Consider the following 12,311-nt stretch of genomic DNA (forward strand, 5'->3'; position numbering starts at 1 on the left):
GGTCACCCTAGTGGGGTGACCGCCATGGCCCACGCGATGACGCGAGTGAGGTCACCGACGTGCGGACAGGACGGTCACCGACCCGAGTGCGATGAGCGCTGCCGCCGAGGTGGCGACCATCGTCGTCGAGACGGCGATCGCGTCGTTGCCCAGTGCACCGACGATCGGTGCGACGATCGCCCCGAGTCCGAACTGTGCGGCACCGAGTAGTGCAGCTGCGCCGCCTGCCGCTTCACCGTGGCGGGACAGCGCCAGCGCGGGCGCGTTGGGCATGACGAACCCGACGGCCCCGAGTACGAACCACAGCGGGACGACGAACCCAGCCATGCCGCCGACCTCGGTGACCGCCAGGACGACCATGATCGCGCCGGCGACGACGCCGAAGGACAGCGCCGACAGGACGATCTGCACCGGTGCGAAGCGTCCCAACAGCAGGACGTTGAGCTGGGATGCGCCGATCAGAGAGATCGCACCGGCCGCGAAGACGATGGCGAATTGTTGCTCGTCGAGGCCGAACTCCTCCTGCAGGACGAACGACGAACCGGCGACGTACGCGAAGAGTGCCGACATGGCCAGGGCAGCGACCATGACGAGGACGACGAACTGCGTGTCCCGCAGCAGCGATCGGTAGGTCCGTAGAACGGGCATGACGCCACTGGCCCGACGACGCTCGGGCGGCAGGGACTCGCGCAGCGACACGATTGCCAGCGTCATCAACGCCACGCCCATGATCGCCAACGCGGCGAACACGAGCCGCCAGGAACCGACGAGAAGTACCGCACCGCCGAGCGACGGTGCCAGAACCGGAGCGACGCCCATGACGAGCATCAGGCGAGACAGAACGGTCGCGGCGGCGCGTCCGCTGAACAGATCTCGGACGATGGCCATGGCGACCACGGCAGCAGCTGCGGCACCGAGACCCTGAATCACACGCAGGCCGCCGAGTACGGCGATGTTGGGAGCAACGATGCAGGCGAGCGACGCCAGAATGTGCACTCCGGTGCCCACGATGAGGGGCAGTCGTCGGCCGACGATGTCCGACAGCGGCCCGATGACCAGCTGGCCTAGCGCGAGGCCGACCAACGTACCCGCGAGCGTGAGCTGCACTGCAGACGACGGGGTGTTCAGATCCTCGGCGATGGCAGGAAGCGCCGGCAGGTACATGTCGATGGTCAGTGGACCGAGGGCGATGAGCGCGCCGAGTACGAGGATCACCCGGAGGCGCTCGCGTGACGTCGGCTCGGTTGTGGGAGCCGACGTGCTGCTCTCGCGCGTGTCGGTCACCTGCGCGCTGGTTACGGATGTGTTCGATGCTGGGGCCACCCGAAGGTCAGCAGCGTAGGAGCTGATTCTGTTCCCGTTGCTGACTACAACTTTCGTGTTCTATGCCACCGCGTCGGACAGTCCGGTGAGTGTATCCACCTCGTGGCTGGTCAGACGCAGTGTCGGCGCGTCGAGCAGAGCCGGTACCTGAGCGAGTGAGCTCGCGCTCGCGATCGGTGCGGTGATGCCCGGTCGAGCGAGCAACCAGGCGAGAGCCACACTCGACAGCTCGGCCGAGCGGGAGTCGGCGATCTCTTGCAGGCCCTGCACCACAGCCAGGCCTGCATCGGAGAAGTAGCCCGTCGTCAGTCGCTCGCGCTGGGTACCGGCCAGATCCTCCCGGGTGCGGTACTTACCCGTCAGGAAGCCGGCGGCGAGGGAGAAGTACGGAAACACCCCGAGGCCGTTGTCGACGGCGAGGGCTTGCAGTTCACCCTCGTAGTCGCGACGGGCAACGAGGTTGTAGTGCGGTTGCAGTGCGATCGGTGCCGCAAAACCGTTGTCTTTCGCCAGGCCCAGCCACTCGCGGACCCGCGCGGGGGAGTAGTTCGAGATGGCGACGTGCCGAACTTTGCCTGCCCGGACCAAGTCGTCGAACGCGGCCAGGGACTCGACCAACGGCGTCTTGTCGTCGTCGTAGTGCGCGTAGTAGACGTCGATGTGATCGGTCTGCAGCCTGGCCAGGGAGGCGTCGGCTGCGGCCCGAATGTTGCCCGGTGCCAGACCGCGGAACTCGGGATGCTGGCTCACCTTGGTCGCGAGAACGACGTCGTCGCGGTTGCCGCGGGCCGTCATCCATTTGCCGATGATCGTTTCGGATTCGCCGCCGGAGTTGCCGTCGGCGAAGGCAGAGTACGAGTCGGCCGTGTCGACGAAATTGCCACCTCCTGCGGTGAACGCGTCCAGGATGTCGAAGGACGTGTCCTCGTCGCTGGTCCAGCCGAAGGTGTTCCCGCCGAGGGCAAGCGGAAAGATGTCCAGATCGGACGTACCGATAGCAACCACGAACTACTCCTTAGGTCGGCGAACAACTCGACTGTACGAGCAGGCCGGGATCAGTGCCAGGTGTGGTCCACCAGCGCGGTCCGTGGCCCGAATTTCGGCTTGGTCGCCTTGCCGCTGAGATACAGGAGCCGAATCGCGCGATGTCGATGTGGTGCCAAGGGCTGCAGATACTCGACCATCTCCGCGTCGTCGATCGGTTTACCCAACAGCGACCAGCCCACCACCGCGGCCAGGTGGTAATCGCCCACCGACAACGCGTCGGGATCCCCCAGGGCGCGCTGAGCGGTCTCGGCCGCGGTCCAGATGCCGACGCCCGGGATCGCGCGCAGCCTGCGTTGCGCATCCTCGGGCGTCATGTTCGACGCCTCCTCCAGACGTCCGGCTGCGCGCGCGGCACGGACGATGGTCTTCGACCGGGCCGGGTCGACGTTGGCGCGGTGGTAGTCCCACGACGGGATGCGTCGCCACACGTCGGCGGTGGGAAACACGAACATGTTCTTCGGGGTCGGGCCCGGTGCGGGGTCGCCGAACTTGCTCACCAGGTACCGCCACGAGCCGAACGCCGAAATGCCGTGTACGCGTTGCTCGATGATCGCTGGTATCAGGGCCTCGAGCACCAGACCGGTCCGGCCGAGGCGTAGGTGCGGAAGTTGTCTGTGTGCCTCGCGCAGAATCGGATGGTCGGGAGCGAAGCTCGAGGGGTCGTCGTCCCGGCCGAGGAGAGCCGGGGCAGCGTCGAGCAGTTCGTCGGCACCGGGTCCCCAGGCGCGCACCATGACGCTGCTCGGTGAGGCCTGCACCAATCGGTACGTGACCGGGCCGGAAATCATGCGCGACGTCCGCCACACGGCGCCGTCCGGCGTGGACTCGTAGGTGGGGTCGCCGCGGCCCCGACGCAGCGGTGACAGGGACATTCGGATGTCGACGCGCTGCTCGAAGTCGACGAGGCGGGTGACGCCGTGATCGGTAGGGCCGGAGGAGGCGTTCTCGGTCATCGCTCGGGTCACCTCCGTCGCAGTCGTGGTCGGCCGGTTCAGTGTGTCCCTGCCAGGGCCATATTCAACACCCTTGCGCAGACACGGGTGAAAATATATTGGACGAATGCCCACATCACCGGATCGCGACGCAGTGCTGCGTGAGGGCCGCTCGTGTTTGTCCGCTTCGCCGGAGAACCGGCGGATCCTGGTGATCTCGGGTGCACGGGGCATCGGCAAGTCCACGGTTGCCAACACCATCGCGGGCGAGGCGACAGCGCTGGGTTTCCGGGTGGTGGATCTGCCGTGCCTCGCGGGGCTGCTCGATGAGGGGCTGCTGGGTGATCTGGTGGCGGACGACGCGACGCCGACGCTGCTGGTGATCGACGACCTGCATCTGTTGCCCGCGGGCTCGCGCGACCGACTCGCTCGTGCGGTGAAGGCGGCGGTACGTACCCCGCATGTCCGGTGTATCGCCACGACCGTCGACACCGTCCCGCCGCCGTTGTGGCGGGAGTTCGCCTTCCATCGTGTGCGACCCCTGCCCGACGACGCGGTGCGCGATCTGTTGAACGGCACGGAAACGGCAGTGGCGCAACGACAATCGATAATCGAGTTGTCGCAAGGGAACCCCCTCGTCGCGACCGAACTCGCTCGCGCTGCGCCGATCTGGCACCGGGATCCATCCGTCGGCGGTGCGATGCTCGACCGCGCCCACCTCACCGATACTCTCGCCGACATCGGCGCGTTCGAGGTCGCCGGGCTCGACGAGGAGTCCAGGCGTCACATTCTCGGCGATGCGTTGCGACACATCGTCTCTCGCGAGCACGGTGGCGACTCCGTGGCCGCCCACCCACATGGCGACACTGTCGCACAACTGTGGATTCTTGCCTCCTCGACCGCCGAGGAGCGCATCTCCGTTCACCTCGAATCGGCTGTCGACACACGGCTGACGCCCGACGAGCGTCTGGTGCATCGGGCACTCGCAGCCCGAGCGCCCGATGCGCACCTCGTCGCTGCGCTCGACGAGCGGGCGCACGACCTGGCGTCGCTGCAGCGCTACCGCCGGGCGGTGGCGTTGCTCTGCCGTGCAGCAGCGCTCGAATCCGATCGTGGACGCGCCCAGGCCCTCGAGGTGCGGGCGGCGTCCATGGCGGCATTCGCCGGCTTCGTCGACCTCGCGGTATCGATCCTGGACCGTATGCGGCCGGGACATCCCGATGCGGCCCCGTCCGAGACCGCTCCGGCCCGGGCCTTTGCCGACGTGGCCCGGGGAGGCGACCCCCGTGCTGCGTTCGGCGTCGTCGTGCAGGCTCTCGATCGATTGCCGGATGCGGTCGCCCCGGACGTCGTCGACCAGTTGATCGGTTCGGCTCTGGCGTACAGCGCACTGACCGGTGACGGCGAACTCGTTGCGCAGGCCCTGCAATGGGCGGTCAAATACGAACAGCATCTCGATCCGGTCAACGTGCTCGTCGCGCGGTCTCTCGGCGTCTCGGGTTCGAGAGTGCACGTGCGGGCACTCGACAGCCCGGCGCTGCTGGACGCGGTACGAGCCTCGCTGCGCACCGGAGACCCGTGGAAACCGGTACTGCTGCAGCTGGCGTTGCCCACCTTGCTGTGGGATCCGAACGACAGTTGTCGGCTGCCGGACGCGCTGGACCCTGTCGCTGCTGGGTTTCCGGCCGCCGAGTCTCTGACCCGGCTGCGGCACCTCGCCGCACTCGCCGCTCGAGGGCAGTTTTCTGCGTTCGCCGAGGCCGTCTCCTCGGGACTGCCGGATGGCCTTTTCGACGAGCAGGAGTGCCTGCTGAAATCCTCGGTGGCAGCTGTCGCTGGTGGCGAGAAGAGCTGTACCGCAGCCGAATCGGTGGCACTGGGCCGCTTCGACGTGGCCTACGAGCGGATGCGTCGCCGCGATCTCTCGGCGGAGCGCTGTTCGATCACTCCGTACGGACCACTCGAAATACTGGATTACGTCGAATCCTGTGTACGGCTGCGGCGGTCGGACGAGGCGCGCACGTATCTCGACCGACTGCGCCGAACCCGGCCCGATTTCTGGGGAGCCCGCCACAGTGCGCTGCTGACTGCAGCCGAAGCGATGCTGGCAGAGGCCGGAGCCGGTGCGCTCTTCGAGGCGAGTCTGCATGAACTACGCACCGCTGGATGGTGTTTCGATGCGCCGCGGGTTGCGCTGGTCTACGGCGAGTGGCTGCGCCGCCACCACCGGGTGATCGAAAGCCGCGGCCGGTTGAGGTACGCCGCAGATCTGTTCGCAGAACTGGGCGCACGCACGTGGCTGCGCCGAGCCGAGGACGAACTACGGGCTGCAGGAGCCGGCCCGCACCCGCGTGAGGGTGATGCGGGCTCGGGGTTGACCGGGCAGGAACTGCGCATCGCGTCTCTTGCTGCTGCCGGTCTGACCAACAAGGAGATCGGCGAACAGCTGTATCTCTCGGCTCGTACTGTCGGCGGTCATCTGTACCGAGTGTTTCCCAAACTGCAGATCACCACGCGGTCCGCGCTGCGGGACGCACTCCTTCGTTACGAGGGCGGCGGACGGTGAGTGAGCACGTACTCGCCGGCTCTGGTTCGATCTCCTTGTCGACGGCACAGGACGGACGGCCCTTGCAGAACAGGAGATCAGCGTGACCCGATCGGACGAAAAGTCGTCGCCCCGGACGTCGGTGTCGAAAGCAACGGCATTCGTCGGAGTTGCGTTCGCGTTCGTGGTGGCGATGATGGGCACCACCATGCCGACGCCGCTCTATGCGCTCTACGAGGTCGAGTTCCACTTCTCCGTCTTCGTCGTCACCCTCGTGTTCGCGGCGTATGCCGTCGGTGTGCTCGCAGCTCTGTTGGCGTTCGGCCGTTGGTCCGACTCGTTGGGACGACGCCCGATGCTGTTGGCGGCCATAGCATTCGGATTGATCAGCGCCGTGGTGTTCGTCACCGCAGGCTCGCTGACGGCCCTGGTGATCGGCCGCGTGTTGTCGGGAATCTCGGCCGGCATCTTCGTCGGTACCGCGACGGTGACGTTGATCGAGTTGGTACCCGAACGATGGCGTGACCGTGCATCCGCGATCGCTACCGCAGCGAACATCGGGGGCCTCGGCCTCGGACCGTTGGTGGCCGGAGTGCTTGCGGAGTACCTACCGCAACCGTTGCGTCTGACGTTCGTCGTCGACATGGTTCTGCTGGCTGCGGCAGCAGTGGCGGTGTTCCTCGCACCCGAGACGGTGCGGGTGGACGGCGGAGCACGCCCGCACATGCAGCGGCTGTCCGTTCCACCGGAGGTGCGCGGCACCTTCGTGCGCGCCTCGATCGGAGGATTCGCGGGGTTCGCCGTACTCGGCCTGTTCACTGCCGTCTCGCCGGGGTTCATCGGCAGTGTGTTGGGAGTCGACAATCACGCCGTCACCGGGGTAGTGGTGTTCACGGTCTTCGCTGCGTCGGCGACAGCCCAGATTGCTTTGCGCGCAGCCGATCCCGCGTCGGCGCAGCGGTGGGGATGCGCGCTGCTGCTGCTCGGTCTGGTGTTCCTGGCCGCGTCGCTGCTGCTGACCTCGTTGGCCGTTCTGGTGGTAGCGGCGCTGCTCTGCGGCGTCGGTCAGGGCGTGACATTCGCCAACGGCATGTCCACGATCGGTGCCGAGCTACCTCCGCACCGTCGGGCAGAGGTCACCTCGACCTTCTTCGTCGTGTTGTACATCGCGATCTCGGTACCGGTGATCGGGGCCGGAGCCGTGGCGACCGGATGGAGCCTGGTGACGGCGGGGGTGGTGTTCGCCGTCGTGATTGCGGTGCTCGCGGCGGTGGCGTTCGTGCTGTTGACCATCGATCTGCGCAAGTCTCGGGCTGTCGTGTCCTGAAACGGTCGACAGTGGGCCGGATTCGTACTCGATTCGGGACGGCGGGTAGGAGATGATGGTTGTCGACAGGAGGTCCTGACGATGGCCGAACGCTCGTTGCTTGCGGACTTCCTTCGGGTGCGCCGGGAATCTCTGCAACCCGAGCAGGTGGGTCTGGTGCGCGACGGCAACCGCCGAGTGCGCGGACTGCGACGAGAAGAGATCGCCCGGCTCGCCGATATCAGCGCAGACTACTACCTGAGGCTCGAGCAGGGGCGCAATCATCAACCCTCCGAGCAGGTTCTGGCTGCGCTGAGTCGGGCTCTGCGTTTGGACGAGGACGAGCGGGCGTACTTCCACCGGGTGGCGCGCGCGCAGTCCGGCCCGGCCGTGGTCGAGGCGCTTCCGCCGCGGGTGACCGAGGCGTCGGCCCGGGTGTTGGAGCAGTGGGTCCACACGCCGGCGTACATCACCGACCGCCATCACGATCTGCTTGCGCTCAACGCTCCGGCCGCGCTGATGACGCCGGGTCTGAAAGTGGGTACCAACCTGATGCTCGATGTGTTCGCGCACGAGCACAGTGCCGCCTCGCCGGAGGACTGGGCCGTCACGGCGCAGCGAATGGTGTCGGCGCTGCGATTCCACGCGGCACCGGGTCACCCGCGACTGACGGAGTTGGTGGGCAGATTGTCGGTGGAGAGCCGCGCTTTTCGCAGGATGTGGGCCAAACACGACGTACGGCCGTTGTCGTCGAGCATCTCCGTCGTCCCGGTGGAGCCGTTCGGTCTGGTCGAATTCCGTTCGCAGACTTTGGAGATCGTCGGCGAGGGTGGGCAGTTCATCACCACCTACTTCGCCGATCCCGGTAGTCGGTCGGCATCGGCGATCCGGCATCTGGTTGCCGGAGTCCCCAGCCGCGACACTCAGTTCGTTGTTCCTCGGTCCGATTCGGACGATCGGACCGCGTCGGCCAGTTGACGTAGAGCTGCCCTCGACTGTGCTGTTCGGGGCCGCAGCACCATCAGTACGTGGTCCTCGGCGGCAGGCATCAACAGGTAGTCGAGCATCAACGGACCGACGACGGCATGTTCGATCGTCATGGTTCCGGTCTTTCTCGCGCTGGTCTCACCGGCCCACTTCTGCGCGAATGCCGAACTACGGGTGGACAGTTCGCCGACGATGCGGCGAAAGGAGTCGTCTGGCTCGTGCCGATCCAACGACTCACGAAGCATGGCGACCACCTGATCCGCCGACGATTCCCACCCGGCAGGCGGGTCGGCGGCGGGATCGTCTCGATCGCCGCAGAGCGAACCGGCGTCGACGAATGTGAACACGGCCAGATTGACCCCCTCGGCGAAGCTCGGCGACACCGCACGAGCGAGCATCGTGGACGATTCGACGGTCAGATGCCGATCCAGCAGTACCGCAGGCGAATACGCCCAGGACTCGAGCGCCTCCACGTTGTGCATGATTCGACCATAGATCCAGGCGGTTGCCGGTCCGGTAACCCTGCCAGGGCCACCTTCGACCGGCGGTGTTCGATCCTCCCGAGGTGAACGAAAGCGTTGGGGCCGACTATCACTGGGCTGGATCGGTCGTGCGGAACTTTCTCTGGTAATCCGACGGTGTCACCCCGAACTTGGTGACGAACGCACGCCGAAAAGCAGCGGGCGTGCCGAATCCTGCGTCGGCAGCGGCCCGGGCCACGGAATAGCCGGACTCGAGTGCGGCTACCGCGATATCGAGACGCATCGCGGTCACGTAATCGAGAGGCGTCGTGCCCAGTTCCTCGCGCACGATGCGATTGAGATGTCGCACACTGACATTGGCGTGTGCCGCGAGAGCGCTCAGGTTCGCGGGTCGTGTCGGGTCGGCATGGATGTAGTCGGTGATAGCGCGAGAGACCTGGGTCCGCGGCGGCGGACCTTTCAGCGACACCGAATACTGCGACTGGCCGCCGGAGCGCTGCATGTACACCAGCAGTAGTTGCGCGACCGTTCTGGCTATCGGGGCACCGTGATCACTTTCGACCAACGCCAACGCCAGATCGATTCCGGCAGCGACCCCGGCCGAGGTGTAGATGTCGCCGTCGCGAACGAAGATCGAATCCGGTTGGACACGCGTGTCGGGAAAGCGTTCCGCCAGAGCCGACGTGAACTTCCAATGAGTGGTCGCACTCCGGCCGTCGAGCAGACCGGTTCCCGCCAGCGCGAACGCCCCACTGCAGATCGACGCCACCCGCCGCGCTCGGGGCGCGAGCAGCGCCACCGCGTCGAGCAACGCCGGGTCCTCGAAGACGGCCGGAGCCGATTCGCTACCGGGAACGATGAGGGTGTCGAAGTCGCCGCTGTCGGCGACGGCGGCGTTCACCGACACCGTCATTCCCATCGAGGTCACCACGTCACCGCCGTCGATCGAGAGGAAGACGATGTCGTAGCCGTCGACTCGCTGGTTCGCTTCGAGGAAGACCTCGGCCGGGCCGACGAAGTCGAGCATCTTGACCTGGTCGAAGAGCAGAATGCCGATGCGCCGACGCTGGGTCGGACCACGCCGAGACGGGTCGTCGTTCACCCGAGTGGTCGAACGCGTCACGATGCTCGGATTCCGGCCTTCATGCCCACGGCACCCGCTTCACCGCGGGTCTTGACCTCGAGTTTCTTCAGGATGCTTGCGACGTGGAATTTCACCGTGCTCTCGCCGATGCTGAGGCTCGCGGCAATGTCCTTGTTGCGCTTGCCGTATGCGAGGTAGCCGAGAACTTCTCTCTCGCGACGGTTGAGGCCGGCGAGAAGTTGTTCGTCGGCTCGTGCGGGAGGCGGGTCGAGAGGAATCGCGATGCTCACGCGTGATCCCCACCCAGCGGTGGATTCGAATGAGATCGATCCCCGGAGGGTGTGCACGCGTCCGGAGAGCTGTTGGGTCAGAGTCTCGGTGTCGCAGGCGTGCAGGCCGTCGTTGCGGACTTCGAGCAGCAGGTTGGTTCCGTCGCAATCCCACGCGATGCGAACCCGTCGAACATCCGGCTGAGCCACGTAGGCGAGTACGACGGTCCGAACCACGGCTCGCGCCGCGCGTGCGATCTCGCCGGGGACCGGTCTTCCGTCGACTGGGGGAGCGACATATTCGACGTCGATCGAGGACTGGTCCAATACTGTGGCGAGCTCCCCCTGCAGCCTGGCGAAGGCGGTGGTCACTGCTTCCTGCCCCAGCTCACGGTTGGCTTCTTCGATGGAGCGAAGCTCGATCAGTGCCGCCGACGCGGTATCGCTGGCGGTTGCGCGTGCTCGCGCGTCATCGAGGTCCTTCGAGCGCAGCGTGGACAGCACGGACGTGAGGGTATCGACGTGGGCGTCGACCATCTCGGAGATCACCCGAGCACGCTCGCTCGAGGCCGCCAGGGATTCGGCGAGATACGCAGGACTCGCCTGGACCACCTGATGGCGGATGGAGGTGGCTACGATTCCGAACGCAACGCCGACGTAGGAATCCGGATCGAACTGCGGCGCAGTCGATTTGGGCACCAGAACCAGCAGGGTGTCGGTGGTGTCGTCGAGTTGCGTCGCGAGACGTCGCTGTGCACCGGCCAGGCGCCCCGGGCCGTCCAGAGCCCGGCGCCCACTCTGCTGCACCGACTGCTTGAGGTCGTCGAGCTCCTTGATCGTCACGCGGCTCGTCATCGACTCGTCGCCACTGACTTTTCTCGGACGGCCGGTGCATTCCCTGGTGAAAATGATCATCGCCGAGTGCGGATACCGCTGCGACGACCACCACGAAAAACGAGCAGCTATCTCGACCAGCGGACCGGTCAGGACCTCCCGAAGCGCGGCGAGCGAGTCGGTCGGTTCGGACCTGGCGGGGGTCGACGGGGCAGGGCTGCTCACGTGCGCATCCTAGTACTCGGAGCGGCGTCGTGTGATGTCCGTTCGGCCAGTGATTGCTAGCCGTTGTGCGTGGTTCTTTTCTCGCGGTATGGCGACAACCTGGACATCGGATTCATCGACGAAGGGAACACCGTTGAGGACGACCACCGAAACCCTCGCGTCGACTCTCGGCTGCCCGGAAACGAAGCGCATGATCGACTTCGCGACCCGGTGGATGCCCTACGGCGGCGGGCCGGCCGAGGACATTCTGGTCGGGTTCGGAATCAGCCCGACCGAATACTTCACCAGGCTCGCCGCAGTGCTTCGCGAACCCGACACAGAATCGACCCTCGACCGCGACACGATGTCAGCGTTGCTCGAGGTGTGCCGCCGCAGGCTCTGGCTCGGCGAGTGAATCGTCCTCCGTACATCACCTGACCTCAGGAGTGCTTGTGTCACAAACCGTTCATGCCGTCGTCGCCAAGGCGAAGGGTGAGCCCGTCTCGATCGAGACGATCACCATTCCCGATCCCGGCCCGAACGATGTCGTGGTCACCATCGCCGCGTGCGGGGTGTGTCATACCGATCTGCATTACCGCGAGGGCGGCATCAACGACGAGTTCCCGTTCCTGCTCGGCCACGAAGCCGCAGGCACCGTCGAAGCGATCGGCGACGCTGTCACTCATGTCGAGGTCGGCGACTTCGTGGTGTTGAACTGGCGGGCGGTGTGCGGGGAATGCCGAGCCTGCAAGAAAGGCACCCCCTGGTACTGCTTCGACACCCACAATGCGTCGCAGAAGATGACTCTCGCCGACGGCACCGAACTCTCCCCGGCGTTGGGGATCGGGGCGTTCGCCGACAAGACCCTCGTCCACGAAGGACAGTGCACCAAGGTCGACCCGGACTCCGATCCGGCGGTGGTGGGGTTGCTCGGGTGTGGGGTGATGGCCGGGCTGGGTGCGGCGATGAACACCGGGAACGTTTCCCGCGGTGATTCGGTGGCGGTGATCGGGTGCGGCGGTGTCGGTGATGCTGCGATCGCCGGGGCCCGCCTGGCGGGGGCGTCGACGATCATCGCCGTCGACCGCGACAAGAAAAAACTCGACTGGGCTCTCGAACTCGGTGCCACGCACACTGTCGATGCCTCGCAGGTCGATGCCGTCGAGGCCATCCAGGAGCTCACCGGTGGGTTCGGGGCGGATGTGGTCATCGATGCCGTCGGTCGCCCGGAAACCTGGAAGCAGGCGTTCTACGCCCGCGATCTCGCCGGGACCGTCGTCCTCGTCGGGGTGCCGACG

At 66.1% G+C, this 12,311-nt stretch carries 11 protein-coding genes; 5 read left to right on the plus strand and 6 right to left on the minus strand.

Going from position 1 to position 12,311, the window contains the following annotated elements; all coding sequences use genetic code 11:
• Positions 1-51: 51 nt before the first annotated feature.
• From CH278_RS10920 to CH278_RS10930, 3 genes are all read right to left on the minus strand, one after another.
• Complete coding sequence (locus CH278_RS10920; RefSeq protein WP_027495206.1) at positions 52-1,284, minus strand: multidrug effflux MFS transporter; 1,233 nt, start codon at positions 1,282-1,284, stop codon at positions 52-54.
• Between the two features lie 99 nt (positions 1,285-1,383).
• Positions 1,384-2,328 carry an aldo/keto reductase gene (locus tag CH278_RS10925; RefSeq protein ID WP_032367763.1) on the minus strand — a complete coding sequence of 315 codons (945 nt, stop codon included), beginning with the start codon at positions 2,326-2,328 and terminating at the stop codon, positions 1,384-1,386.
• Between the two features lie 50 nt (positions 2,329-2,378).
• Entirely contained in the window at positions 2,379-3,323 is a 945-nt protein-coding gene (locus CH278_RS10930) for a DNA-3-methyladenine glycosylase family protein (RefSeq protein WP_256991843.1), read from the minus strand.
• A 106-nt stretch (positions 3,324-3,429) separates the two neighbouring features.
• Here CH278_RS10930 and CH278_RS10935 point away from each other — a divergent pair, with 106 nt between their 5' ends.
• From CH278_RS10935 to CH278_RS10945, 3 genes are all read left to right on the plus strand, one after another.
• Positions 3,430-5,868 carry a LuxR C-terminal-related transcriptional regulator gene (locus CH278_RS10935; RefSeq protein WP_094621893.1) on the plus strand — a complete coding sequence of 813 codons (2,439 nt, stop codon included), beginning with the start codon at positions 3,430-3,432 and terminating at the stop codon, positions 5,866-5,868.
• Between the two features lie 82 nt (positions 5,869-5,950).
• Positions 5,951-7,174: an MFS transporter gene (locus CH278_RS10940; RefSeq protein WP_143536239.1), complete on the plus strand. Its 1,224-nt coding sequence runs from the start codon at positions 5,951-5,953 to the stop codon at positions 7,172-7,174.
• Positions 7,175-7,255: 81 nt separating this feature from the next.
• Positions 7,256-8,131 (plus strand): helix-turn-helix transcriptional regulator, encoded by an 876-nt coding sequence (locus CH278_RS10945; protein ID WP_094621895.1) that lies wholly within the window; start codon positions 7,256-7,258, stop codon positions 8,129-8,131.
• Here CH278_RS10945 and CH278_RS10950 read toward each other — a convergent pair.
• From CH278_RS10950 to CH278_RS10960, 3 genes are all read right to left on the minus strand, one after another.
• On the minus strand, positions 8,077-8,622 hold the full coding sequence (locus tag CH278_RS10950; protein WP_094621896.1) for an MmyB family transcriptional regulator: 546 nt from the start codon (positions 8,620-8,622) through the stop codon (positions 8,077-8,079). The two genes, CH278_RS10945 and CH278_RS10950, sit on opposite strands and share 55 nt — an antisense overlap.
• Positions 8,623-8,731: 109 nt before the next feature.
• Positions 8,732-9,745 carry a GlxA family transcriptional regulator gene (locus CH278_RS10955; RefSeq protein WP_228139323.1) on the minus strand — a complete coding sequence of 338 codons (1,014 nt, stop codon included), beginning with the start codon at positions 9,743-9,745 and terminating at the stop codon, positions 8,732-8,734.
• Positions 9,742-11,034 (minus strand): LuxR C-terminal-related transcriptional regulator, encoded by a 1,293-nt coding sequence (locus CH278_RS10960; RefSeq protein ID WP_256991842.1) that lies wholly within the window; start codon positions 11,032-11,034, stop codon positions 9,742-9,744. The genes CH278_RS10955 and CH278_RS10960 overlap by 4 nt, the downstream gene beginning before the upstream one ends.
• A 133-nt stretch (positions 11,035-11,167) precedes the next feature.
• Between CH278_RS10960 and CH278_RS10970 the strand changes: the two genes are divergently transcribed.
• Complete coding sequence (locus CH278_RS10970) at positions 11,168-11,428, plus strand: DUF3263 domain-containing protein (protein WP_230074136.1); 261 nt, start codon at positions 11,168-11,170, stop codon at positions 11,426-11,428.
• 37 nt (positions 11,429-11,465) lie between these two features.
• A partial coding sequence (locus CH278_RS10975; RefSeq protein ID WP_094621898.1) for an S-(hydroxymethyl)mycothiol dehydrogenase occupies positions 11,466-12,311 on the plus strand: 846 nt, incomplete at its 3' end.

It is taken from the genome of Rhodococcus sp. 05-2254-5 (assembly GCF_002258575.1).
Taxonomy (GTDB): Bacteria; Actinomycetota; Actinomycetes; order Mycobacteriales; family Mycobacteriaceae; genus Rhodococcoides; species Rhodococcoides fascians.